The organism is Morganella psychrotolerans (assembly GCF_001676155.1).
GTDB classification, from domain to species: Bacteria; Pseudomonadota; Gammaproteobacteria; order Enterobacterales; family Enterobacteriaceae; genus Morganella; species Morganella psychrotolerans.
Genome location: NZ_LZEW01000002.1, coordinates 19,095 through 43,829 on the forward strand (window position 1 = coordinate 19,095; position 24,735 = coordinate 43,829).

Here is a 24,735-nt window from a genome sequence, read left to right on the forward strand (position 1 = left end):
AAATACCCCGGTCATTAAAATTAATGCAATATTATTGCGCACAGAATAGCCTGAATAACGGAAAAAGTAACGATAAGTGAAATAATATGGCGGATGAATGAAAACGACATAAACAGAAACAGAATATCCGTCTGACACAATGAATTATGTGATTTATTTGTCAGTTTATGATGCTCTGCAATGCAATATAAAGAAATGTCCGGAAATGAAAGTAATATCCGCTTCACACTTTGATATTTTTTTGTGCCGGCGCTTCACAAAAAAAATAACCCGCAGAATGATATTATGAAAAAAACATCCTGATTATTCGATTAGCAGGTTCATTTTCGGGTACAAACGTATTTTATTTTCAGGTTTTCCTGTTCTCAGACAAAGTATCGTTTTTTACTGAAATAAGATTATTTTGTCATGTCCCGGAAAAAACAGCACAATTTGCACAAGGGTCACACCGGATAAACTCAATACCGATGGTTGATTTACGGTGACAGCATGAAAATCAATCAGACAAGATCTGTCGCAATGCCTCTGCGGTAGCGGCTTTATCCGGCTCCTGAGTAAATAATTCATAAAAATCCCCGACAATACGACAGGTCATTACCGGGTCTTTTGCACCCTCTTCAGGGTTTGATAACAAATTAACCTGATCGCCGTATTTCTCACTCAGTTTCTGTGAAACGGAGCCTAATACGCGATAGGCATCGTGCTCAGACACTGAATGACTATTTCGGTTTTCCAGAGATGACGTCAGGATCAGATTAACCGTTTTCAACATCCGGATATCGGCTTCATTATAAGAAACAGCCAATTTATCCTGCGGGAATTTATTCAGTGCCGGAAAAAAATTATTAAAACACAGTTGCCCGGACGGATCTTTTATCAGATATCCGTCTGCCTGCTCTTTAATCGCCACAGCAAAGGCGTTTAACGCCTCGTCAGAAGCATAAGGAACACGATCGATTAATAATATCGCCGTCAGCCCGGTGATTTTATTCACCCATGCCAGTTTCTGCTCATCGGTCATTGAATCGTAATCACCCATCTCGCGTTTTATTTCTTTATATTTTTCAGGTGAGATTTTACGCAGTGACTCAAGAAACAGAAATGATTCCGCCATCATCTTTTTTTTCAACAATAACAGGCGATTTCTCCGCGCTGCTGCTGCTGAGCGCCTCCCGTAAAACCGGCGGCTTTGTTTCCGGTGTTCCCATATAATAACCGGCTCCTGTAAACGCAGCAGCGACAATCAGCATCAACACCAGTTTTATTAATTTACCCATACTTTCCTCTGCATTTATTACCGGCAACATATATACCCAACGTCATTCAAGATGCAGGCATGCGGCAAGCTCCGACCGCCGGGGAGCATACACAAGTATGTGACCCGGCGGGCTGAGTACAGCCAACGAACCTGCAGTTTGAATGAATAAGGGTACGAAAAGATACTGACACAAATAAAGAAAACCCGCTATAGCCGGTCGCCATAGCGGGTCTTATATACTCTTACAAACTACAGGTTCGTTGGGTATACAAATCAGTCAGATAACGGAAAATGTCAGATTTTCACGCCTTCAACAGAAATAATCAGCTCGGCATCCTGTGATTTCGGGCCTAAATCCGCATTGATGTTAAAGCTTTTCAGGGACACTTTTCCTGTAGCTTCAAAACCTGCACGATAACCGCCCCACGGATCTTTACCTTCACCCGTCAGTTTTGCATCCAGCGTTACCGGCTGTGTCACACCATTGAGGGTCAGATTACCGGTGATGATATAGTCATCGCCTTTCTTTTCCACTTTGGATGACACAAATTTAGCTTGCGGATTTTTATCCGTATTCAGGAACTGCGGGCCGCGCAGGTGTTTATCCCGCTCCGCGTGGTTAGTATCCAGGCTGCCGGTTTTAATCGTCACATCGACGTTGTCTTTTGAAGGATCGGCTTTATCAAACGTAAATGTGCCGTCAAAATCCTTAAATGTCCCGTAAAGCCAGCTGTAACCCAGATGCTGAATACGAAACTGAACAAACGCGTGCTGCCCTTCTTTATCAATCTTATAGGTGTCAGCCAGTGCCGCACCTGAACCCAGCAGCATCATGCCTGCGCTTAAACCAACCAGTGCTTTCTTCAGCATTATTACTTCTCCGTCATAATAAAATTACGGGCTTCCCTGCGTTCAGGGTTTCATGCCCAGCATACGTTTTAATGTGGCGTCTTTATCAAAGAGATGATGTTTGAATGCGGCCAGCGCGTGCAGCGCGGACAGCACAACAACAGACCAGGCAAGATACAGATGAATAGTTCCTGCGCTGTCCGCCTGTGATGCACCGTCAGCCAGTGAGGCTGGTATCTCAAACCACCCGAAAACAGAAATGGCCTGACCATTTGCCGTTGAAATAAAATATCCGGTTATCAGGATGGCAAATAAAATACCGTACAACAGCCAGTGCGCCAGTGTTGCACTGATCCGGGTAAGCCGGGTATAGGTGGTTAACGCAGGCGGCGGCGGGGAAATCCAGCGCCAGACCATCCGGATAACCAAAACAATAAACAACAGAATGCCGATACTTTTATGGATCTCCGGCGCACTGTGATACCAAATATCATAATATCCCAGCGATACCATCCACAGCCCCAGGGCAAACATCCCGTAAACAGTGAGTGCCACACCCCAGTGAAGCAAAACGGAGAGGTGTCCGTATCGCTCAGCATTATTTTTCCATTGCATTGATAAATACCCTTTAATAACCCATATCAGTAACAACCCGGTAACAGCCTGCTACTTTACGTGATTTCAGAATAAATATCGGACAAATATCTTGCATAAGTCAGTCAAATTAAATCACTAACATACTCATTTAATTCGGTTTTTTAGTTTATTTGCCATTTTAACAGCAGACAAGTCTGATATAACGGCATCACATAAGAATCATTTCGCAGGGTATATAACTTATTGTTCGCAGGGAGATCCCTCTCCGACGGTTTTAAATAAAAAAATAGTTTAATATCTTAAAATATAGTTTATTAAAAATTTGACATCGGTCACATAAATGGTATGATACCTCCATCGAAGCGAAAGACGCTTTAACCCTTAATTCAAACGCAGGAGTTCATTATGAAAAGCATCAAAGTTTTCTTTTCTCATCTGACCCATGCTGCTGCTATTATTGCTAAATACAGCAAAGCATTCTGATTATCAGACAGATTTGAAAAAGCGCCTTCAGGGCGCTTTTTTTATTGCCTGTGATTTATCATCCGGTCACGATAAAACTAAAAATAATTTTAATCAAATAAAGTTTATTTTATAAAAAATTTGACCTTTGTCACAAAATTGCTATAGTACACCCATCGAAGCGAAAGACGCTTTAACCCCTAATTCAAACGCAGGAGTTGATTATGAAAAACATCAGAACATTCATTTCTTATCTGACCCGTGCTGCTGCTATCATTGCTAAATACAGCAAAACATTCTGAGCAACAGACATAAAAAAAGCGCCTTCAGGGCGCTTTTTTTATGTCTGTATGTCGGTCTTATTTTGCCAGCGGGGCAAACAACCAACGCAGCCACCAGCGGGTTTTCCAGCCGGGTGTTTTTTTTCCGTTCCGTCGGTTGCACACGGGAAACTGATTTTAGTATTTTCCATTCAAAATCAAGGAATAACCTAGAGTGCCCTGCCTCTGCACCATACGTGCAAATTTCATCATGCTTGCGCTTATCGACCGGAGTGTTGTAACTCAGATCACGATCCAGGGTGTGATAAGATTTTTCACGGTCAACAATCCGCTCTTGTGCATACACCGATTTAGGTAAGTAGCGCTGACGGGAGCCGTTATATTTCTGTAACTTAACAAAACGGTAATCTTCTGCGCCATAGTGGCCACAAAACTCTTCATCATAACCATAAAAACGGAAAAAACGCGCACGGGACATAAAAAACAGATTTGAGTGCCCTTTATACGTTTTACCATTTTCATCCTGACGATACAGTTTATAAAACGTCCGTCCGGGGTTGCCCGCATTGATAAGATAAGTAAACGTCGATACCGGCAGGACATGATCCAGATCAGTCATCAGAATTTTATCTGATTTGGCATAAGTTACCCCCAGATTGCGGGAGCCGCCCTGATTCCACGGGATATCAGTTGTGATCCGTAACCAGGTCAGATTTAAATCAAATTCGGGGATCTCATACTCAACCGGAGAGCAATCATCAACAATCACAAACTGAACATGATCGAGAACGGCCGCCGGCATTTTTTCATACCCGCGCAACAGATTGATTACTTCAGAAATATCCTGCTGATTACAATAGAAGTGAGTAACATAAGACAACTTAATATGCTGTTTATCAGCAACTTTACGGAAGAATTCGCGTGACATAGTACCTGTAGCCCTTACCACATTTGACTGACCGGCTATTAACAACCAGTGCGATGTTAATTGCCGGTCATTTTCACATACGGTTAGTACCATGTCACGACTTAACTACCGGGGAACTATTCTTTATTGAAAAAGTATTCCACCGGAACATGAAACAATTCAGCCAAATAGATTAGATAATGAATACTGATACGGCTTGTTCCACGTTCGTAACGGTTAAATTGCTGCTGGGTTATCCCCATATCTTCAGCTAACCGGACAACACTTAATCCTAAGTATTTTCTCTTTTCTTTAATCCGGCTTCCGACACAAGAATAAATATATTCGGTCTCCATAAGATACTCCATTCGCTTATATTGACAATGTGATAACAAAAAAAATCCATTTTTAAGGTCATGCCTGTAATACCGAAAACCACGGCACGAAACAAAAGCCAACATATTGAAATAAAATAAAAATATATCAACTTCCGATTATAAATATCAGGCACATGCTGAATCAGCAAATAGAATTTAACCTTATCGGTTCATTGAAATCAATATCAACATTCCTATTTCCTGTAATATTACCTACCTAATCACACTTAACGTCTTAAATCAGACAAAATAAGATTTATCACATTTCATGATCAGGTATATATACCTGGTTATTGCAAAAAATAATGATGATTAAATATATTCCCCATACAGAACAGGAAATATACACTTAAGAATTTATTACCTGTTTTGGTTTTTATCGGTTTTTATATTTCATGCAATCATCAGAAGATGTGTTATTCTCATCACAGAAGCAATACAAATGCATAGTTATAATTTACATTTGTAAATAACTCCCTTCTGTTTTTGAGGTTATCTTATGACACGAGCAACGCCCGCCGGATATACCCCGCAAACCAGTAAAACGCTTCCCGCTTATCTTGCCGCGCACCTCCCTCCCCATCTGCAATTAGACGGCTCACCCGACGACTGGCGGGTAGAGGAAGTGGGCGACGGTAATCTCAATCTGGTTTTTATCGTCCGGGGACGTGAAAATACCTTAGTGGTAAAACAATCCCTGCCATACGTCCGTGCCGCAGGCGAGTCCTGGCCACTCTCTTTGCAACGCAATTATTTTGAGTACCATGCTCTGTCACAGGAAAAACGTTTCGCACCTGATTATGTGCCTGATGTGTATTTCTATGATGAAACAATGGCGTTGTTTGCCATGGAATATCTCGATGACCATATCATTCTGCGTAAAACACTGATTGCCGGTAAATTTGTTCCCGGGCTTGCAGAGAAAACCGGTTTATTTATGGCGCAGACGCTGTTTCACACATCGGATCTCGGTATGAATGCACAGGATAAAAAAGCCCTTACTGCACAATTTTCCGCGAACCATGAACTGTGTAAAATCACCGAAGACCTGATTTTCACTGAGCCTTATTACCCCGCACCACGCAATCAACACACTTCCCCGCAGTTGGATAAAGATGCAAACGCCGTCATGCTTGACCGGGAAATGGTGCAGGTTGCCATGCGTTATAAATATAAATTTATGACACAGACTCAGGCGCTGCTGCATGGCGATTTACATTCCGGCTCCATCATGACGGGTGAAAATTCCGTACAGGTGATTGATCCTGAATTCAGCTTTATGGGACCTATGGCATTTGATACCGGTAATTATATCGGCAACTTATATATGGCATGGTTTTCTCAGCCTGCGCACCGGAAAAATGAGAACGAAACCGTGCAATATCAGCAATGGCTGCTGTCACAGATAAGTCAGACCTGGTCTGTCTTTGAGACAGAATTCCGCCGTCTGTGGACAGAAAAACAGCAGGGTGATGCCTGGCCGCGCGTACTGTATCAGGAGGGATTATTTGACGATAAATTTCTCAGAACCGCGCAGGACAGTTTCTTCGCCGAACTGTTTCAGGACACGCTGGTTAACGCCGGTCTGGAAATTAACTGCCGCCTGCTCGGGTTCGCCGGGGTGGCAGATTTTAAATCCATTAAAGATGCTGACCTGCGGGCAACGCTTGAGCGCAAAGCACTGAAACTCGCCCGTGAACTGATTGTCAACGCCCGTCATTACCGCAGTTTTGACGATATCACACCATTTCTTTCTTATTGTTAATCGCCACCTGCTTACGAGGCCATAATGAAAATTCAGGGAAAACACTACCGCTCCGTCTGGTTAGCTGAAAACGGCGTAAATGTCTGTATTTTTGATCAGACAAAACTGCCGTTTGAGATCAGTATTCTTCAGTTAGCCACACCGGAAGAGGCTGCGACCTCGATTAAAGATATGTGGGTGCGCGGCGCACCGCTGATTGGTGCGGTTGCCGCTTACGGCGTGGCGCTGGCAATGCATCGTGACAGCAGTGATGCCGCACTGAAAACAGCCTACGATACACTTGTTGTCACCCGCCCGACGGCAATCAACCTGAAATGGGCGCTGGACCGGATCTGCACCGCACTCACACCGCTGGCGCCAAATGCCCGTTGTGAAGCGGCTTACCGCATTGCCGGTGAAATCGCAGATGAGGATGCTGAGATCTGCCACCGTATTGGTGAGCACGGACTGACGATTATCCGTGATATTGCCGCCCGTAAAAAACCGGGAGAGCCTGTCAATATTCTGACGCACTGTAATGCAGGCTGGTTGGCAACCGTAGACTGGGGCACGGCGCTGTCACCCATTTATCAGGCATATAATGAAGGAATTAATATTCACGTCTGGGTGGATGAAACCCGTCCGCGCAACCAGGGCGGACTGACCGCTTTTGAGCTGGGTTCACACGGCGTGCCACATACCCTGATCGCAGATAATGCCGGGGGGCATCTGATGCAGCACGGCGAAGTGGACATGTGTATTGTCGGAACCGACCGCACCACGGCTCGCGGGGATGTCTGTAATAAAATCGGTACCTACCTGAAAGCGCTGGCAGCCAAAGCGAATAATGTGCCGTTTTATGTGGCACTGCCCTCGCCGACTCTCGATTTCACTGTGTGGGATGGCGTAAAAGAGATCCCGATTGAGCAACGCGCCGGTGAAGAGCAATCTCATGTATTCGGTATTACGCCCGAAGGCACGCGCAGTTGGGTGAATACCGCACCGCAAGGGACAACCTGCGGCAACTATGCGTTTGATGTCACACCGGCGGAATATGTCACCGGGCTGATTACCGAGCGCGGTATTTGTGATGCCACACCGGCAGGGCTTAAAGCCATGTTCCCGGAGATGTGGCCGTCAGAGTATGAGGTGTAACCATGACCCGCACAGCGCTGGCACAACAGATTATCGATACCTGCCTGAAAATGAATGCAAGCGGGCTGAACCAGGGAACATCCGGCAATGTCAGCGCCCGCTGGCAGGACGGCATGCTTATCACCCCGAGCGGTGTGCCGTATGAAAAACTGACACCTGACAGCATTGTCTATATGAACAATTCCGGGCAGGCGGAAGCGGATAAGATCCCATCCAGTGAATGGCATTTTCACCTGAGTTGTTATCAGGCGCGTCCGGAGCTGAACGCAGTTGTTCATAATCATGCGCTGAATACTGCCGCCGTTTCTATTCTCAATGAATCCATTCCGGCTATTCACTATATGATTGCCGTCTCCGGCACCGATCATATCCCCTGCGTGCCTTATGCGACGTTCGGCACCCATGAACTGGCTGACATTGTGGCGGCGGGTATCAAAACCAGTAAGGCGCTGATTATGCAGCATCACGGTATGCTGACAATGGAAGTCAATCTGGAAAAAGCCTTGTGGCTGGCGCATGAGACTGAAGTGCTGTCCGCGTTATACCTGAAAATCCGCGCGATCACACCAGATGTTCCGGTGCTGAGTGCAGAAGAGATGCAGCGGGTATTGGGGAAATTTAAAACCTACGGGCTGAAAACGGAGTAACGGAAAGCAAGAACGGTGCAATCCGCCGTTTTTGCTGTATACCCAACGTCATTCAAGTTGCAGGAAGGCGGCAAGGGAAAATAGACGGGGAGCATAGATAAACTATGTGACCCGGCTATTTGAGTGCAGCCAACGAAGCTACAGTTTGAATGAATAAGGGTATATAACTCAGCACATTGTTCATTAACTATTCTGATAAATAACAATATGTAATTAATTACTTTAAATGATAATCATTTTCAATATAATGACACCTTAATATTTTTGTGATTTAAGGTTTTTATGAAAAAAATGATTCGTTATTCAGCCCTGACAGCCGCCATTCTGCTGATCTTACCCGGATGCTCAACACTAAAAAAAAGAAGCTGAATTTAAAGAGACTGAATTTAAAGAGAAAAGTATTGAGGATTGTGGAAAATACCTGCCTGACGGTATTGCTTATCACGTCATCATTGAAGGTGAAGTTGATTTAAATAAGAAATTTAACGGTAATATCAATGTTACCGCACTACAAAACAGCGCGCCCAGTGTCGTATTTAACCGCGATGTGATTGAGGCTGGTACCAATCAGTACATGGATTGTGCAATACAATTACTGAATGACGGTAAAGGTGATACCCGCACTGAGGCTGAAAAAGCAAATCCGGCAATATAATAAGCACGTCATCACTCTGATAAGCCGCCTTACGGCGGCGTATTATGACTACTGCCCTGACAACAGATTTGCCGCAATCGCGGGATCAACAATCAAATCTGACACATAACCGCCGAGTAATGCCCCGCGCGTGGCTGCGACATTCTGTTCACCGGTGGCGATAAAAATCCGCCGCGCAATCTGACGCAACTGCGGCAGACGAATCCCCAGAATGCGGGCATCAGTATGGGTATCAAGCGGCTTGCCGTCTTTATCATAAAAACGTCCGCAGATAACCCCGACCGCGCCCTTGCGGCGAAAATCCGCCATTTCTTCCGTTGTAACCACCCCGGCACGGGTAAGCGGGTTTTCTTCTGTCACATTGCCCGCGACAAATAATGACTTGGTGCAGCGATCAAGCTGGGCAAAATTAGCGCGGATAATCGGCTCACGGCGCAGTGCATCCGCCAGTTCTGCCGAGCTGACAATTGCCGGAACATGAAGGTAAGCACATTCACCGCCGAATTTACCGGCAATCAGCGAGGAAGACTCCACTGTCGTGAAATCCGGCTGAGACGGCACAGAGCCGAGCATCTGCAATACCGTCACATTATGCACGGTTTTCGGCATCAGACACTTTGCCAGATGGTGAATAGTCCGCCCCCATGCGACACCCAGCACATCGCCGTCCTCAATCACCTGACTGAGATAAACCGCTGCCGCCTGCGCCATATTTTCACGGCGGCGGGCGGAATCTGCGGCTGCATCCGGTGCCGGGTTATCCGGTACCACCAGCACACTGGTCAGATTAAACTGTTTTTTCAGTGACAACGCCATGTCAATCCGGCTGTAGCGCGACATATCCAGGCTGATATTAACCACGCCGCTTTCCCTTGCAATTTGCAGATATTTCACCACCGTCACACGAGAGATCCCCATCGCGTCAGCGACCTCAGTCTGGCTCAGACCAGACTGATAATAAAGCCACGCCGCCTGCAAAATGGGATCGTTACCGAACATCAGCCGGTTAAACACACGGTTGTCACCGGCTGTCATGCTTCGCGCACCACACTGCCCCAGAGATCGTACTCATCCGAATGTTCAATCTTAACCATCACAATATCACCGGGCTGCACATCGAACTCACCGTTCAGATAAACCATACCGTCAATTTCCGGCGCATCTGCCATGCTGCGCCCGACAGCACCTTCATCTTCATCCACTTCATCAATAATCACCGGCAGAACACGACCGATTTTTTCTGCCAGACGTTCGGTAGAAATCTTCTGCTGTAACTGCATAAAGCGATGATAGCGCTCTTCCTGAATCTCTTCCGGTACAGGGTCCGGCAATTCGTTTGCCTTTGCACCTTCCACCGGGCTGTATTTAAAGCAGCCAACGCGATCCAGACGCGCTTCGGTCAGGAAATCCAGCAGCATCTGAAAATCTTCTTCTGTTTCACCCGGGAAGCCGACAATAAAGGTAGAGCGCAGTGTCAGTTCCGGACAAATTTCCCGCCAGCGTTTGATGCGCTCAAGTGTGCGCTCTACCGCGCCCGGACGTTTCATTAATTTAAGAATACGCGGGCTGGCGTGCTGTAACGGAATATCCAGATACGGCAGCACTTTACCTTCAGCCATCAGCGGGATCACATCATCCACATGCGGATACGGATACACATAATGCAGGCGGATCCAGACACCCAGTTGTGACAACTGTTCACACAGACCGATCATACTGGTTTTCACCGGCAGACCATCGCGGAACCCGGTGCGGTGTTTGATATCCGCACCATAAGCGGATGTATCCTGCGAAATCACCAGCAACTCTTTTACGCCGGACTCAACCAGGCGCTGAGCTTCACCCAGCACTTCGCCTACCGGACGGCTGTCGAGATCGCCGCGCATGGACGGAATAATGCAGAATGTGCAGCGGTGATTACAGCCCTCTGAAATCTTCAGATACGCATAATGACGCGGGGTCAGTTTCACACCCTGCGCCGGCACCAGGCTGGTGAACGGGTCATGCGCCGGTTTCGGCACATATTTACGGACACTCGCCAGCACTTGCTCATAGCTGTGCGGACCGGTTATCTCCAGCACGTTCGGATGCACCTGACGGATTTGATCTTCTTTCGCGCCCAGACACCCGGTAACAATGACTTTACCATTTTCTGCCAGCGCCTCGCCGATAGCTTCCAGCGACTCCTGCACAGCGCTGTCGATAAAGCCACAGGTATTGACGATCACCACATCGGCATCGTCATAACTCGGCACGACCTGATAACCATCAGTACGCAGTTCAGTCAGGATACGTTCGGAGTCCACTAAGTTTTTCGGGCAGCCTAAAGAGACGAAACCGACTTTCGGCACGGTGTTGGTATTTTGCGACATAAGCTCATTTACTCAAAAAGGCAGGATACACAGTACGTTACTGCAAAATCCGGCAGATATTAGTCATTATCGGGAAGGAAAGGTGGATTTTAGCAAACAAATTAACCTGACAGATAGCTTTCTCAGTAAAAAAAACCGGTTCTGACTGAGTATCAGGACCGGAGGTCTTATCCATGTATCTCTGCTGAAACACCTGTTATCAGGATATGATTATATTCACAGGTATTTTTATATACCCTTATTCATTCAAACTGCAGGTTCGTTGGCTACGCTCAGCCCGCCTGCATCTTGAATGATGTTGGGTATAGTGAGACGACTATTATTTCACATTGCTTTTATCTATCACGATAAGATCCTGATAGAAACGCTCAGGTACTTTTTCTTTATTAATACGTTTAACGGCAAATTCCAGACCTTTTGCCGCCTGAGCTGCCGGGCCCTGGTCAATGGTATTGAGCATTTTGCCTTCTTTAATATACTGAAGTGCCAGCGGCAGTGCGTCATAACCGGATACTAATATTTTGCCTTCAAAACCGGCATTTTCAATCGCGGTAATCGCGCCGATTGCCATATTATCATTGGCGGCGAATACACCGTTGATATCCGGGTTTGCGGTTAAAATATTAGTCATGACATTTAAAGCCTGTTCGGTTTCCCAGTTGGCAGTTTGTGAGGCAACAACTTCAATACCCGGTGCTTCAGAAAAGGCTTTCATTGCCCCGGCTTTACGTTGCTCGCCATTATCGACGCCCGGAATACCTTCTAAAATAACCACTTTACCTTTACCGCCTAACTCATCCACCAGACGTTTTGCTGATTTATAACCACCATCAAAGTTATTCACACCAACATAATAGTAAGTCAGACCTGCTGATTGCGCAGAGGTTTTATCCAGTTCCACATCTAAATCAATAATAGGAATACCGGCCTTTTCCGCATCTTTAAATACAGAAACAAAGGCATGTGAGTCATTCGGTGTTACTACAATCGCATCTATTTTAGACGCAATCATATTTTCAACTAATGAGACTAATTCTTCTGTTGAGTTTTCTTTTTCAGCAACCTGAACAATTAAATCAATGTTTTGCTCTTTTGCCGCTTTGTCTGCGCCTTCTTTCATTGCAATGAAATATTCATTACTTAATGTTTTCATAATAAGGGCGACTTTAGGTTTTTCTGCCTGGGCAACAGCAGTAAATCCTACTAATACGATTGCGGCTAATAGTGATTGGAATAGACGTTTCATACCGATGTACACCTCTAATTGATTGATGTAGGATAGAGAAAGCACAACATAACAAAAATAACATTATAGTAAAGATAATAAGCAATCAAATCTGGAATTATAATAATATGACTGAGATTAATAAAAAGATTGTTTTTGACATGCATCACATTATTAAATCCTTTAATCAGGTAGAGGTTCTGAAAGGCGTTGATTTCACCCTGTATGCCGGAGAGGTTCATTGCCTGGTCGGGGAAAATGGCGCAGGAAAATCAACACTTTGCAAAATAATCGCCGGAATATATCCCGCAAACGGCGGCAGTATGACGCTATTTGAACAGCCCTATAACCCGCTGAATGTAAAAGAAGCACAGCTGAAAGGAATCGGCTTTATTCATCAGGAGTTATTGCTGGTTTCTGAATTAACTGTATTAGAAAATATATTCTTAGGCAGTGAAAAGCATAATATATTCGGTCAAATGAAATGGCGTGAAATGTACGACCTTGCCAAAGAAGTCATTGATGAACTTGAGCTTGATATATCCCCGGATGCAAAAATAAGTTCTTTATCTCTGGCTCAGCAGCAAATGGTAGAAATAGCTAAAGCAATAATCCATAATTATAAAATAATCATCTTCGACGAACCCACTGCATCTATCTCCCGTAAAAATACAGAAACACTGTTCCGGATCATCCATCAGCTGAAAGAAAAGGGTGTCGGCATGGTTTATATTTCCCATCGCTTAGAAGAATTTAATCATATTGCGGATCGCATCACAGTTTTAAGAGATGGTGTGCGGACCGGCACTATGCTGTATAAAGATACCAATAACAATGAAATAATTCGGTTAATGGTCGGACGGGATATTAAAGCATCTGATGAAGTGGATCATACTAATTTCAGTCATATTAAATTAAACGTTTGTGACCTTCAAAATGCATATGTCGAAAAAATATCGTTCAATGTGTATCAGGGCGAAATTTTAGGGTTTGCAGGATTAGTCGGTGCCGGAAGAACTGAAATTCTGCGCGCCATATTTGGTGCCGACGAAAGCAGCGGTGATATTTACATTGATGATATTAAGCAAAAAATCCGCTCACCTAAAGATGCGGTAAAAGCGGGTATCGGATTTTTAACAGAAGACCGCAAAGGACAGGGTTTGGTTTTAGGTGCCAGCATCCGGAAAAATGTGACACTTCCTATCTTGCACCGGCTATGGAATGGTTTATTTATTAACCAGTCAGAAGAAAAAATATGTGTGCAAAAGAATATGGAAAAATTGCGCATTGTTGCCAGCAGCCAGGAGCAGACAGCAAATACATTATCCGGTGGTAATCAGCAAAAAGTCGTATTAGCCCGGTGGATGGAAAGTAATGTCAAAATCTTATTTTTTGATGAGCCGACACGCGGTATTGATGTCGGTGCAAAAGCTGAAATTTATGATTTGATGCGGGCATTTACAAAAGATGGCGGCACCGTCGTGATGGTGTCTTCCGATTTACCCGAGCTATTGTTGCTGTCAAACCGCATTATTGTTATGCGCCAGGGGTCAATGGTGGGCGAAATTTTACGCAAAGATGCCTCAGAAGAAAAATTAATGCATTTAATGGTGGGTATATAAGCCCGGAACAACCACAGAATTGACCAATAGTTGGTAACATAATTATGCAACGTATCACTAAATCATCCGTATTATCACTTGTATCCAGTCTGGGCATCGGGTTGGTTCTTGCCGCGCTTATTGTCGGAATGAGCTTTGCTTCACCTGTTTTTCTCAAAACGAATAATATTGTCAATATATTGCTGCAAGTGGCGACTATCTCCATTATCGCAACAGGTATGACTTACGTCATTCTGACCGGCGGGATTGATTTGTCCGTCGGATCAATCGTAGCGCTGAGTGCCGTCAGCCTGGGAACCTTTATTCATGCCGGTATGGAATGGATTGGACCGGATCCCTCATTCGTGATGGAGCTGACCGTCGTTATGTTATCCATTGCCGGGGCAATTCTGGTCGGCACGCTTTGCGGGCTGGTGAACGGATTTGTTATTGTCTGCATGAAAGTACCGCCCTTTATTGCCACATTGGGCATGATGGGGATTGCGCGGGGGTTAGCGCTGACAATTGCCGGCGGAAAAACACTGTACAGCTTTCCGCCATCATTGCGTTATCTCGGTAACGGAAAAATTGCCGTAACAGAGAGCTTTAATCTGCCGGTTCCCGTTATTATTGCCTTTTTCGTGGTGATGATGAGTTATTACGCATTAACACAGACACAGTTCGGACGGCAAACCTATGCGCTGGGCGGCAACCGCGAAGCGGTCAGATTATCCGGTATCAATGTGTCCTGGCTGGAGATCCGCGCCTATGTGATTAACGGCGGACTAGCCGCTTTAGGGGCGGTTATTTTAGTCGGTCGTTTAAATGCAGCACAACCTATTGCCGGGGAAGGTTACGAACTGGATGCCATTGCCGCAACCGTTATCGGCGGCACCAGTTTAGCCGGGGGTATCGGCTCTGTTATTGGCACGGCTATCGGCGCTCTGATTATGGGCGTATTACAGAATGGTTTAACACTTCTCAATGTGGCGTCTTATTCACAAAGGCTGATTATCGGCGTTGTGATTATTTTAGCGGTATTTTTAGACCAGGTGCGCCGGGGCAGAGTATCATTTACGTTTATATCCCGCTGGTTTAAACGCTGATATGCCCTTATTCATTCAAACCGCAGGTTCATTGGCTGCGGTTTGAATGATGTTGGGTATAGCTTATTCACTCATTTTTTTTATTTACTCAAAAACGGGATGCGGCGGCTTATTTTGCTGCATCCTTTTTTTTGTGCTCAGGAATATCTTCAGCTGACAACCAACCGGAATAAATCTGAGGAAAACATATTTCCTTTATGATGAATGTGATACATGCGGCAGCTTTATCCTGCTGATCCGGTTATGCTTTATTTGACAGCATTTAATTTCGACATTGTATAAATATGAAGTTGCATTGTTTGTCACTTTCATATTGAAATGCTGCCGTTGTGTTTATCTCATTATTATTCACAAGAAGAGTAATCACGGTGTCTATGCAAAAATCAAAACGTAAAACGTGGATCTTTTACCTCCTGCTGGTTGTTGTTCTCATTGCCGGGGGCTATCTGTACCGGTTGATGAGCAGCCCCGGGCTGCCTGCCGGATTTGCGCAAAGCAACGGCCGGATAGAAGCAACGGAAATTGATATTTCGACTAAAACTGCCGGACGTATCAGTACCATCAATGTCAGAGAAGGTGATTTTGTCCGTGCCGGTGATGTTCTGGCGCAGATGGATACCCGCACACTTGAGGCACAACTGAGTGAAGCGCAGGCGCAATATCGCCAGGCTACCAGCAATGTGGTTTCCTCCCGTTCGGCGCTCGCTCAGCGGAAAAGTGAAAAAACCGCCGCAGAAGCCATGGTACGCCAGCGCCAGTCTGAGCTGAATGCCGCGCAAAAACGTCTCGCCCGCTCTCAGGCACTGGTAAAAACCAATGCCATCTCCGTTCAGCAGCTTGATGATGACCTTGCGGTGGTTCAGGGCGCACACGCGGCTGTCGAAGCCGCCAAAGCCCAGGTTGCAGCCGCCTCAGCGGCAATTGATGCCGCGCAGTCCGGCATTATTCAGGCGCAGACCCGGGTTGATGCCGCACTCGCCACACAACAGCGTATTGAGGCCGATCTCGATGACAGTCAGCTGAAAGCCCCGCGCAACGGTCGTGTGCAATACCGTGTTGCAGAACCGGGCGAAGTGCTGGGTGCCGGTGGTCGTGTCGTGAATATGGTCGATCTCAGTGATGTGTATATGACTTTTTTCCTGCCGACAGAACAGGCGGGACAAGCCGGTATCGGCAGCGAAGTTCATATTATCCTCGATGCCGCGCCAAATCTGGTGATACCGGCGAAAACCTCGTATGTCGCCAGTGTTGCACAATTTACCCCGAAAACAGTGGAAACAGATAACGAGCGGCAGAAACTGATGTTTCGTGTCCGTGCGCGGATAGCCCCTGAATTACTGGAAAAAAATCTGGAATATGTGAAAACAGGTCTGCCGGGACGCGCATACATTCGTTTGGATCCCAAACAGGAATGGCCTGCTGAACTGGAGGTGAAATTACCTCAATGACATCATCACAGAAGCTTTCCGCCACCGCGATCGTCACACTTGAACAGGTTACGCATCATTACGGTGATGTGTGCGCCCTTGATGATATCAGTCTGCATATCCCCGCCCGCCAGATGGTAGGGCTGATAGGCCCGGACGGCGTCGGAAAATCCACGCTGATTTCCCTGATTGCCGGTGCCCGCAAGGTGCAGCAGGGAAACGTGATTGTGCTGGACGGTGATATCAGTGATGAAACCCACCGCCGCGCGGTGTGTCCGCGTATCGCGTATATGCCGCAGGGGCTGGGGAAAAATCTCTATCACACCCTGTCTGTCTTTGAGAATGTTGATTTCTTCGGGCGGCTGTTTGGTCAGTCCGAAGCAGAGCGGCATCTGCGTATTGATGACCTGCTGACCAGCACCGGGCTTGCGCCCTTCCGCGACCGCCCGGCGGGAAAACTGTCCGGCGGTATGAAACAGAAACTCGGTCTTTGCTGCGCCCTTATCCATGACCCGGAACTCCTGATCCTCGATGAACCCACCACCGGTGTTGACCCGCTATCCCGCGCCCAGTTCTGGGATCTGATTGATCGCATCCGTGAGCGCCAGCAAAACATGAGTGTGCTGGTTGCCACCGCCTATATGGAAGAAGCGGAGCGTTTTGATTATCTCGTTGCGATGGATGACGGCAAGGTTCTGGCGACCGGACACGCCCGCGAACTGAAAGCACAAACACACACCACTGAGCTGGAAGAGGCGTTTATCGCGCTGCTGCCGGAAGAGAAACGCAAAGATCACGAGTCCGTGGTGATCCCGCCCCGCAACGTTCAGGATAATGAGACGGTGGCAATTGAAGCACAAGATCTTACTATGCGTTTCGGCTCATTTACCGCCGTCGATCACGTCAATTTCCGCATTCCGAAAGGGGAAATATTCGGCTTTCTCGGCTCCAACGGTTGCGGCAAATCCACGACCATGAAAATGCTTACCGGACTGTTACAGGCCAGTGAAGGTAAAGCATGGCTGTTTGGTCAGGAAGTTGATCCGAAAGATTTGAATACCCGGATGCGCGTGGGCTATATGTCGCAGGCGTTTTCACTCTACAGTGAGCTGACGGTGCTGCAAAATCTGGTGCTGCACGCCAAACTGTTCCATGTTCCGGAGCACGACATTGACGCACGCGTCAATGAAATGATGGAGCGCTTTAAGCTGACTGATGTTGCAGATGCGATGCCGGAAGGTCTGCCGCTCGGGATCCGCCAGCGGCTCTCACTCGCTGTTGCTGTTATCCATCGCCCCGAAATGCTGATCCTCGATGAACCGACCTCCGGTGTTGACCCGATTGCCCGGGATATGTTCTGGAATCTGATGGTGGGTCTTTCACGCGATGACGGCGTGACTATTTTTATTTCCACTCACTTTATGAATGAGGCGGCGCGCTGTGACCGGATGTCTCTGATGCATGCGGGGAAAGTGCTGGTGACAGATACCCCGGATAATCTGGTCAGAAACAGTGAGTTTGATACTCTGGAAGCGGTATTTATCGATTACCTGAAAAAAGCCTCCGGTATTGAGGATGATGCCCCGCCTGCCGCTGCGCCTGAGTTGCCTGCCAACTCAGGAGAAACCGCCGCCACCGCGCTGAAACGCCGTTTCAGTCTGCGCCGTCTGTTCAGTTACAGTCTGCGTGAAGGGCTGGAGTTGCGCCGTGACCCGGTCCGCCTGACGCTGGCACTGCTCGGCACGGTTATTCTGATGTTTATCATGGGTTACGGCATCAGTATGGATGTGGAAAATCTGCGGTTTGCAGTACTGGATCGCGACCAGACCACCACCAGCCAGAGCTATGTACAGGATCTCTCCGGCTCGCGCTATTTTATCGAACAACCTCCGTTGCGCGATTATGATGATATGGAGCGGCGTCTGCGCGGCGGGGAAATTGCTGTCGCGGTCGAGATCCCGCCGAACTTTGCCCGGGACATAGCCAAAGGTCATAATGTGACCCTGGGTGTCTGGGTGGATGGCGCAATGCCGAGCCGCGCAGAAACCGTACGTGGTTATGTACAGGCAATGCATCTGAACTGGCTGACCCGCATGGCATCACGCCAGCCGGTAGCAACACCAACCCAATCAGCGGTCAATATTGAAACCCGCTACCGCTATAACCCGGATGTAAAAAGTCTGCCTGCCATCGTACCTGCGGTTATTCCGCTGCTGCTGATGATGATACCGGCAATGCTCAGCGCCCTGAGTGTGGTGCGGGAAAAAGAACTCGGATCCATTATTAATCTGTATGTTACTCCGATTACCAAAGCAGAATTTCTTATCGGCAAGCAACTGCCGTATATCCTGCTGGGAATGTTTAACTTTTTCCTGCTCTGCATACTCTCTGTTTATGTATTTGGCGTGCCGCTCAAGGGCAGCCTCCTGACAGTGACATTGGGCGCACTTTGTTATATTACGATTGCCACCAGCATGGGATTGCTTATCTCCTGCTTTATGAAAAGCCAGATTGCCGCCATTTTCGGGACGGCGATTATAACCCTTATCCCGGCAACACAGTTTTCCGGAATGCTTGACCCGGTATCATCACTTGAAGGTATGGGTTACTGGATAGGACATATTTACCCGACCACGCATTTCCTGACTATTACCCGTGGTACGTTTTCCAAAGGGCTGGGACTTATCGATTTGTATCAGTCCTTTATTCCGCTGCTTATCACCATCCCGTTGGTGCTCGGATGCAGCATCTTTTTCCTGAAAAAGCAGGAGGGATAATGCGGACACTGAAGAATATTATTTATCTCGGCATGAAAGAGCTGCGCAGCCTGATGCGGGATAAAGCCATGCTGGCACTGATTGTGTTTGCATTCACCGTATCAATCTATTCCTCGGCTACGGTAAAATCAGACTCACTGCATCTGGCACCGATTGCGATTGCCGATCAGGATCGCTCGCAGCTCAGCCAGCGCATTATTAACAGCTTTTATGAGCCTTACTTTCTGCCCCCTGCTGATATTGAGATAAACCAGATGGACGGGCTGATGGATACCGGCGCGTATACGTTTACCCTGGATATTCCGCCGAATTTCCAGCGCGATGTCCTGGCAGGACGCCACCCGGCTGTCCAGTTGAATGTCGATGCCACCCGCATGAGTCAGGCGTTTCTCGGCAACAGTTATATTCAGAACATTGTCACCGGCGAGGTGAATACGTTTCTGGCTAAAAACCGTGAAAACAGTGTGTTGCCGGTAGGTTTGGATATCCGCACCCGGTTTAACCCGAACCTGGATCAGATGTGGTTCGGCTCTGTCATGGCGATTATCAATAATATTACGATGCTCTCGATAATTCTGACCGGGGCGGCGCTTATCCGTGAGCGCGAGCACGGGACGATTGAGCACCTTCTGGTGATGCCGGTGACACCTTTTGAGATAATGATGTCAAAAGTCTGGTCAATGGGATTGGTGGTTTTGCTGGCCTCTCTCGGCTCGCTGTTGCTGGTTGTCCGGTTCTTGTTGCAGGTGCCGATAGAAGGCTCAATTACCCTGTTTATGTGCGGCGTGGCACTCAGTCTGTTTGCCACCACATCAATCGGGATTTTTATGGGAACAATTGCGCGCTCTATGCCGCAGTTCGGGTTGCTGATGATAATGGTGCTGCTGCCGCTGAATATGCTGTCCGGCGGGATGACCTCACGGGAGAGTATGCCGCAGTTTGTGCAGGATGTGATGCAGACAATGCCGACGACGCACTTTGTCAACCTGGCACAGGCAATCCTCTACCGGGGTGCGGATTTCCTGATAATCTGGCCGCAATTTATTTATTTGATCGTTATTGGTGCGGCTTTCTTCTGCGCGGCTCTGCTGCGTTTTCGCAAGACAATCAGTGCGATGGCGTAACCCGGACTCATCCGCTACCTCAATGATACCGGCCATATTATCATTGCGGAGATTAACCATTAACCACGCGCTGTGTAAATCATCATATTTACACGGCATTTTTCTGTAAATTCAGTTTGTTACGGGCAGTTTGGAGATAAGGATATGAAGAAGGTGGTACTGATGTGTGACACCGGTATTTCTGCACGGATGCTGGTCAGTAAAATGCAGGATGAAGCACAAACCAGGGGTATTGATATTGAGATTACCAGCCGCTCTGTTCATGACTACCGTGAATGTGCCGGAGAGTATGATCTCGCCCTGCTCGCCCCGCAAATCCGCCACCGCCTGCGTGAATGTCAGCAGAGCGCCACCGCCGCAGGAAGACCTGTCGCCTGCATTGAGATGGATCCATTCTGGAATCTGGACAGTGGTGCGGTATTAAATCAGGCTCTGGAATTACTGGATTAATCAGTGACACAACAAACAACTGAAACCGATATCATTACACTTATCACCTGTGCGGGAAGCGCCCGCAGTCTGGTATTTCAGGCCATTCGTGAAGCCCGTGAAAACCGTGATTTTCCGCACGCAGAGATACTGATGCAACAAGCAAAAGAAATGCTTTCCGGTGCTCACTGGATTCAGACTCAGCTTATCAGCCTGGATGAGGGAGAGGGAAAAATCCCTGTTACCCTGGCACTGGTACACGCTCAGGATCATCTGATGAACGCTGTCCTGCTGACAGAGCTGGGCACAGAGATTATTGCCCTGCACCGGCAGATTGCAGAAAAACCAAAAGATAAAAGATAAAAGATAAAACCTTCTTCTTCCGGATTCGGGCGTCGGGAAAAACCAAAAAACAAAACCCTCTTCTTTCAGATTCGGGCGTCGGGATAACCGGCAAAGCGGAAAGTCGCTGTAAACACATCCCTGTTCGCTCGGTTCGCGCCATCCATGGCGCTCTACGCTTTCCTTTTTTTGCCGGTTGCCCCTTCTGAATTCTTGACAATGCAGAGAAATAATTATTTCTGACACCGAGATCCACTAAATCATCCGGTCTGTGGCAAGTGAGAATTCCGGGGAGCATATTTCTTTTTGCCTGTTTATCCCTTCTGAATTTGAAAAAAATCATTTCTGACAAAGCGATCCGCTAAATCATCCGGTTTGTGGCAAGGCGGCAAGTGAAGAATTCCGGGGAGCATACATCAGTATGTGACCCGTAATTCTGAGCGCAGCCAACGCCGCCACAGACCGGAGGATGACGCGGATCAGGATTGAAGGAGGCCGCGGACGATGACCTTGCTCGCCGGGGCGCTGCTGTCAGTCGCCCGCCGGACTGCCATATTAATAGCCTGCCAGGCGATCTCCTGCAGATCATGAGAAATACACGGAAAATCAAACCCATAAACATCTGCATGAGAAACTTCATCAATACTGAACAGGGAAACATCTTTTTGCGGGATAAGGTTGTGTCTGATACAGGCTTTGATAATCCCCAGCGAAATCTGGTTGTTGCAGCCGACAAAATAGTCCGGTGCCGCATGGTATTTCAGATAGTGATCTGTCACTTTAAAGGCTTCATCCATCAGAAAATCAGCATGAAGTACATTCACACTGCTGACCTGCCCGTGTAATCCTGCCACCATGCCGGTAACCCGGTCCTGGGCAACATTGGAATCTTCGGGACCTGAAATAATGACAACATTATTCACTTTCTGAGATAACAGATAGCGCCCTGCCTGCAACCCGCAGTCAAGGTTATCGATATATACGCCGCTGCACCCTTTTGCATCCAGTTCCCGGTCGACCAGAATGACCGGAATATTGAGCAGTGCCAGTTGGTTAACATAGTCCGGGCGATATACCCGTTCAGCGGAAACAACTGATAAAATGATAGCATCGACGTTATAACCAATCAGTTTATCAATGATACGTGCTTCATTTTCGCGTGATTCGTATGAATCAAACATCAGGGTGTCATAACCGGCTTTGTATGCTTCCTGGGTGATGCGTTTTGCCAGCCCGCCAAAAAACGGGTTGCTCATGTCCGGGCTGACAATCCCGATAGTCCGGGAGGATTTTGCCCGCAGATTGCGAGCCGCTGCATTGACGACATAACCAATTTTATCTGCAGCATCAAGAATGCGCCTCAGCGTTTCCGGGTGAACCTTATCAGGCTGCGAAAATGCGCGTGATGCCGTAATTTTACTGACATTTGCAATTGCGGCGACATTTTCAAGTGTGACCTTTTGTGTCCGGGGCTCCGCCAATTTTATCTCCTTAGCGCCAAAGCATCATTTTGTACCATTATATTATCATCTAAATCGATTCAGTCACGCGAAAAGGTGTCTTTTTGCTGAGAAAAACCGTGTCAGCTATTTTAACATTCCAGCCGTTTTATCCGGGGATCGGTAAAAATATCGTATTCGTCTGTGTTCTCAGTCGAGAACTCTGAAACCACCGTCCCCTGCGGGCCGGCTTTAAACCAGTGGCGGGTATTTGGTGCAATGGTGTACTGCTCACCCGGGCGCAATAAAATAAAGCGATCACAGGTATACCACTGTTCATCACCTTCCGGCGGGCGGTAAACCGGATTTCCCTGTGCATCCTGATTGAGTGTCAGTGACGGGGAGTCAACAAATAAGTACACTTCCCCCCAGCGGCAGCGGAAGGTTTCCTGTTTGCCGGGGCGCGTTTTATACGGCGGATGGCGGTGTTCGGGGCAGGTTTGGTCTGCAAACAGTACCAACTCTTTCGCACAGTAATGCGGGCTGTTGTAGTACGTCAGCAATTGCAGGCCTGAACGGGGATAATCAGGCAGATTAAAATGAGCAATTTCGATGTTATGCTTTTCAGACTCTGTCAGGACAATGTGTCCTTTCTCCAGTATTGCCAATGATTCAGTGATATAGCGTTGTTTATTCATCTGCATCTCTGTACCTCCGCGAAATGATATCGGTATCATTATACCCTTACAGTAAGGCACAAAAAACGTGATCGATAAGACCATTCATTGAACACGTGATAAGTAAAACTGCCATTTTTTTAATAAAAAATTTAACCACCATCACATAATTATAATAAAGATTGGTCTACTATCCGAATCATAGCAATGATATCGATATCATTTTAATGAAAGGAAGTGATCATGAAGGCATTAGTGTTAGAGAAAGCAGGGAAGATCGCGATTCAGGATTGGCAGAGCAATGAAGTCCTGAGCGACAATGACGTTGAGATAAAAATTCACACCGTCGGCATCTGCGGCAGTGATGTCCACTATTATCAGCATGGCCGTATCGGACCGTTTGTGGTTGAAGCGCCGATGGTGCTGGGTCATGAAGCTTCCGGCGTAGTCACTGCTGCCGGTAAAAATGTAAAACATCTGAAAGTCGGCGACCGCGTATGTATGGAGCCGGGCGTGCCTGATTTACAGTCTCCGCAGTCGCGTGCAGGTATTTATAATCTGGACCCTGCGGTCCGCTTCTGGGCAACCCCGCCAATTGACGGCTGCCTGCGTGAAAGCGTGATCCACCCTGCTGCATTCACCTTTAAACTGCCGGACAACGTCACCTTCGCTGAAGGTGCGATGGTTGAGCCACTGGCGATTGGTATGCAATCTGCTACCAAAGCCGGGATCAAACCGGGTGATATCGGTCTGGTAATTGGTGCCGGAACTATCGGTATTATTACTGCGCTGTGTGCACTGGCGGGCGGTTGCTCTGATGTGATCATCTGCGATGTGTTTGATGAAAAGCTGAAAATTACTGAAAAATATCAGGGCTTACATGCCATCAACAGTAAAGATCAGCAGGCGCTGACTGATATTGTCAACAAACTGACCGGCGGCGAAGGCGTGAACGTGCTGTTTGAGTGCAGTGGTGCAAAACCGGTTATCGCTTCAATTTCTGATCATATTGCCCCGGGCGGTACTGCTGTTCTCGTCGGGATGCCGATTGATCCGGCTCCGCTGGATATTGTGGCGGCTCAGGCAAAAGAAATCACCTTCAAAACCATTTTCCGTTACGCCAACATGTATCCGCGCACCATTCGTCTGCTCAGTTCCGGCAAACTGGATGTCGCTCCGCTGCTGTCAGCAACCTATAAGTTCAAAGACAGTGTTGAAGCGTATGAGCGTGCTGCCGAAGGCCGCGCGACCGACGTGAAAATCGTGCTGGAAATGGAGTAACAC

The 24,735-nt window shown here is 47.3% G+C and carries 21 protein-coding genes and 1 pseudogene; 11 read left to right on the plus strand and 11 right to left on the minus strand.

What is annotated here, in order from left to right; translation table 11 throughout:
* Positions 1–496 precede the first annotated feature (496 nt).
* From AYY16_RS08485 to AYY16_RS08510, 6 genes and pseudogenes are all read right to left on the minus strand, one after another.
* Entirely contained in the window at positions 497–1,117 is a 621-nt protein-coding gene (locus AYY16_RS08485) for a hypothetical protein (RefSeq protein WP_208020730.1), read from the minus strand.
* Positions 1,089–1,277: a hypothetical protein gene (locus tag AYY16_RS20220; protein ID WP_067365048.1), complete on the minus strand. Its 189-nt coding sequence runs from the start codon at positions 1,275–1,277 to the stop codon at positions 1,089–1,091. Before AYY16_RS20220 ends, AYY16_RS08485 begins: the two co-directional genes overlap by 29 nt.
* A gap of 275 nt (positions 1,278–1,552) precedes the next feature.
* Complete coding sequence (locus tag AYY16_RS08495) at positions 1,553–2,128, minus strand: YceI family protein (protein WP_067365051.1); 576 nt, start codon at positions 2,126–2,128, stop codon at positions 1,553–1,555.
* A 42-nt stretch (positions 2,129–2,170) separates the two neighbouring features.
* Positions 2,171–2,722 (minus strand): cytochrome b, encoded by a 552-nt coding sequence (locus tag AYY16_RS08500; RefSeq protein WP_067365054.1) that lies wholly within the window; start codon positions 2,720–2,722, stop codon positions 2,171–2,173.
* 803 nt (positions 2,723–3,525) lie between these two features.
* A pseudogene (locus AYY16_RS08505) lies at positions 3,526–4,375 on the minus strand (glycosyltransferase family A protein).
* A 116-nt stretch (positions 4,376–4,491) separates the two neighbouring features.
* Complete coding sequence (locus AYY16_RS08510; RefSeq protein WP_067365057.1) at positions 4,492–4,710, minus strand: helix-turn-helix domain-containing protein; 219 nt, start codon at positions 4,708–4,710, stop codon at positions 4,492–4,494.
* A gap of 520 nt (positions 4,711–5,230) precedes the next feature.
* Here AYY16_RS08510 and mtnK point away from each other — a divergent pair.
* Genes mtnK through AYY16_RS08525 form a run of 3 tightly spaced genes read left to right on the plus strand, consistent with a single transcriptional unit; the run spans position 5,231 to position 8,277 of the window.
* Positions 5,231–6,496 carry an S-methyl-5-thioribose kinase gene (mtnK, locus tag AYY16_RS08515; RefSeq protein WP_067365060.1) on the plus strand — a complete coding sequence of 422 codons (1,266 nt, stop codon included), beginning with the start codon at positions 5,231–5,233 and terminating at the stop codon, positions 6,494–6,496.
* A 24-nt stretch (positions 6,497–6,520) separates the two neighbouring features.
* On the plus strand, positions 6,521–7,630 hold the full coding sequence (mtnA, locus tag AYY16_RS08520; RefSeq protein ID WP_067365063.1) for an S-methyl-5-thioribose-1-phosphate isomerase: 1,110 nt from the start codon (positions 6,521–6,523) through the stop codon (positions 7,628–7,630).
* 2 nt (positions 7,631–7,632) lie between these two features.
* Positions 7,633–8,277, plus strand: coding sequence for an L-fuculose-phosphate aldolase (locus tag AYY16_RS08525; protein WP_067365066.1), 645 nt, complete (start codon positions 7,633–7,635; stop codon positions 8,275–8,277).
* Between the two features lie 703 nt (positions 8,278–8,980).
* On the opposite strand, the gene AYY16_RS08530 is transcribed toward AYY16_RS08525, so the two are convergent.
* From AYY16_RS08530 to AYY16_RS08540, 3 genes are all read right to left on the minus strand, one after another.
* Positions 8,981–9,967 (minus strand): sugar-binding transcriptional regulator, encoded by a 987-nt coding sequence (locus tag AYY16_RS08530; protein WP_067365069.1) that lies wholly within the window; start codon positions 9,965–9,967, stop codon positions 8,981–8,983.
* Positions 9,964–11,304 (minus strand): 30S ribosomal protein S12 methylthiotransferase RimO, encoded by a 1,341-nt coding sequence (gene rimO, locus AYY16_RS08535; RefSeq protein WP_067365071.1) that lies wholly within the window; start codon positions 11,302–11,304, stop codon positions 9,964–9,966. The genes AYY16_RS08530 and rimO overlap by 4 nt, the downstream gene beginning before the upstream one ends.
* 319 nt (positions 11,305–11,623) lie before the next feature.
* Positions 11,624–12,550: a substrate-binding domain-containing protein gene (locus AYY16_RS08540; protein WP_067365074.1), complete on the minus strand. Its 927-nt coding sequence runs from the start codon at positions 12,548–12,550 to the stop codon at positions 11,624–11,626.
* A gap of 140 nt (positions 12,551–12,690) precedes the next feature.
* On the opposite strand from AYY16_RS08540, the gene AYY16_RS08545 reads away from it, so the two are divergent.
* The 7 genes from AYY16_RS08545 to AYY16_RS08575 all read left to right on the plus strand — a co-directional run bounded on the left by AYY16_RS08545 (position 12,691) and on the right by AYY16_RS08575 (position 21,356).
* Positions 12,691–14,151, plus strand: coding sequence for a sugar ABC transporter ATP-binding protein (locus AYY16_RS08545; RefSeq protein WP_223861205.1), 1,461 nt, complete (start codon positions 12,691–12,693; stop codon positions 14,149–14,151).
* Positions 14,152–14,195: 44 nt separating this feature from the next.
* Positions 14,196–15,236, plus strand: coding sequence for an ABC transporter permease (locus AYY16_RS08550; protein WP_067365080.1), 1,041 nt, complete (start codon positions 14,196–14,198; stop codon positions 15,234–15,236).
* A 374-nt stretch (positions 15,237–15,610) separates the two neighbouring features.
* Complete coding sequence (locus tag AYY16_RS08555) at positions 15,611–16,684, plus strand: HlyD family secretion protein (RefSeq protein ID WP_067365083.1); 1,074 nt, start codon at positions 15,611–15,613, stop codon at positions 16,682–16,684.
* A complete protein-coding gene (rbbA, locus tag AYY16_RS08560) occupies positions 16,681–19,440 on the plus strand; it encodes a ribosome-associated ATPase/putative transporter RbbA (RefSeq protein ID WP_067365086.1) in 2,760 nt (919 codons plus the stop codon). The genes AYY16_RS08555 and rbbA overlap by 4 nt, the downstream gene beginning before the upstream one ends.
* Entirely contained in the window at positions 19,440–20,564 is a 1,125-nt protein-coding gene (locus tag AYY16_RS08565; RefSeq protein ID WP_067365089.1) for an ABC transporter permease, read from the plus strand. Before rbbA ends, AYY16_RS08565 begins: the two co-directional genes overlap by 1 nt.
* Before the next feature lie 144 nt (positions 20,565–20,708).
* A complete protein-coding gene (locus AYY16_RS08570; RefSeq protein WP_067365092.1) occupies positions 20,709–21,014 on the plus strand; it encodes a PTS sugar transporter subunit IIB in 306 nt (101 codons plus the stop codon).
* A gap of 3 nt (positions 21,015–21,017) precedes the next feature.
* Positions 21,018–21,356, plus strand: coding sequence for a PTS lactose/cellobiose transporter subunit IIA (locus AYY16_RS08575; protein WP_082970663.1), 339 nt, complete (start codon positions 21,018–21,020; stop codon positions 21,354–21,356).
* Positions 21,357–21,814: 458 nt separating this feature from the next.
* Here the strand turns inward: AYY16_RS08575 and AYY16_RS08580 are convergent, their stop codons facing one another.
* Complete coding sequence (locus tag AYY16_RS08580; RefSeq protein WP_067365095.1) at positions 21,815–22,816, minus strand: LacI family DNA-binding transcriptional regulator; 1,002 nt, start codon at positions 22,814–22,816, stop codon at positions 21,815–21,817.
* A gap of 110 nt (positions 22,817–22,926) precedes the next feature.
* Positions 22,927–23,472 carry a D-lyxose/D-mannose family sugar isomerase gene (locus tag AYY16_RS08585; RefSeq protein WP_067365167.1) on the minus strand — a complete coding sequence of 182 codons (546 nt, stop codon included), beginning with the start codon at positions 23,470–23,472 and terminating at the stop codon, positions 22,927–22,929.
* 222 nt (positions 23,473–23,694) lie between these two features.
* Here AYY16_RS08585 and AYY16_RS08590 point away from each other — a divergent pair, with 222 nt between their 5' ends.
* Positions 23,695–24,732: an NAD(P)-dependent alcohol dehydrogenase gene (locus tag AYY16_RS08590; protein ID WP_067365098.1), complete on the plus strand. Its 1,038-nt coding sequence runs from the start codon at positions 23,695–23,697 to the stop codon at positions 24,730–24,732.
* The last annotated feature ends 3 nt before the right edge of the window (positions 24,733–24,735 follow it).

What these genes read in the sequence shown, in the direction of transcription:
- AYY16_RS08545 (WP_223861205.1), top strand. Translation starts at nt 12,691, where the DNA reads ATGCATCACATTATTAAATCCTTTAATCAGGTAGAGGTTCTGAAAGGC.
- AYY16_RS08590 (WP_067365098.1), top strand. Translation starts at nt 23,695, where the DNA reads ATGAAGGCATTAGTGTTAGAGAAAGCAGGGAAGATCGCGATTCAGGAT.
- AYY16_RS08585 (WP_067365167.1), bottom strand. Translation starts at nt 23,472, where the DNA reads ATGAATAAACAACGCTATATCACTGAATCATTGGCAATACTGGAGAAA.
- mtnK (WP_067365060.1), top strand. Translation starts at nt 5,231, where the DNA reads ATGACACGAGCAACGCCCGCCGGATATACCCCGCAAACCAGTAAAACG.
- AYY16_RS08540 (WP_067365074.1), bottom strand. Translation starts at nt 12,550, where the DNA reads ATGAAACGTCTATTCCAATCACTATTAGCCGCAATCGTATTAGTAGGA.
- AYY16_RS08530 (WP_067365069.1), bottom strand. Translation starts at nt 9,967, where the DNA reads ATGACAGCCGGTGACAACCGTGTGTTTAACCGGCTGATGTTCGGTAAC.
- AYY16_RS08550 (WP_067365080.1), top strand. Translation starts at nt 14,196, where the DNA reads ATGCAACGTATCACTAAATCATCCGTATTATCACTTGTATCCAGTCTG.
- AYY16_RS08500 (WP_067365054.1), bottom strand. Translation starts at nt 2,722, where the DNA reads ATGCAATGGAAAAATAATGCTGAGCGATACGGACACCTCTCCGTTTTG.
- AYY16_RS08565 (WP_067365089.1), top strand. Translation starts at nt 19,440, where the DNA reads ATGCGGACACTGAAGAATATTATTTATCTCGGCATGAAAGAGCTGCGC.
- AYY16_RS08570 (WP_067365092.1), top strand. Translation starts at nt 20,709, where the DNA reads ATGAAGAAGGTGGTACTGATGTGTGACACCGGTATTTCTGCACGGATG.
- AYY16_RS08485 (WP_208020730.1), bottom strand. Translation starts at nt 1,117, where the DNA reads ATGATGGCGGAATCATTTCTGTTTCTTGAGTCACTGCGTAAAATCTCA.
- rbbA (WP_067365086.1), top strand. Translation starts at nt 16,681, where the DNA reads ATGACATCATCACAGAAGCTTTCCGCCACCGCGATCGTCACACTTGAA.
- rimO (WP_067365071.1), bottom strand. Translation starts at nt 11,304, where the DNA reads ATGTCGCAAAATACCAACACCGTGCCGAAAGTCGGTTTCGTCTCTTTA.
- AYY16_RS08555 (WP_067365083.1), top strand. Translation starts at nt 15,611, where the DNA reads ATGCAAAAATCAAAACGTAAAACGTGGATCTTTTACCTCCTGCTGGTT.
- AYY16_RS08495 (WP_067365051.1), bottom strand. Translation starts at nt 2,128, where the DNA reads ATGCTGAAGAAAGCACTGGTTGGTTTAAGCGCAGGCATGATGCTGCTG.
- AYY16_RS08510 (WP_067365057.1), bottom strand. Translation starts at nt 4,710, where the DNA reads ATGGAGACCGAATATATTTATTCTTGTGTCGGAAGCCGGATTAAAGAA.
- AYY16_RS20220 (WP_067365048.1), bottom strand. Translation starts at nt 1,277, where the DNA reads ATGGGTAAATTAATAAAACTGGTGTTGATGCTGATTGTCGCTGCTGCG.
- mtnA (WP_067365063.1), top strand. Translation starts at nt 6,521, where the DNA reads ATGAAAATTCAGGGAAAACACTACCGCTCCGTCTGGTTAGCTGAAAAC.
- AYY16_RS08525 (WP_067365066.1), top strand. Translation starts at nt 7,633, where the DNA reads ATGACCCGCACAGCGCTGGCACAACAGATTATCGATACCTGCCTGAAA.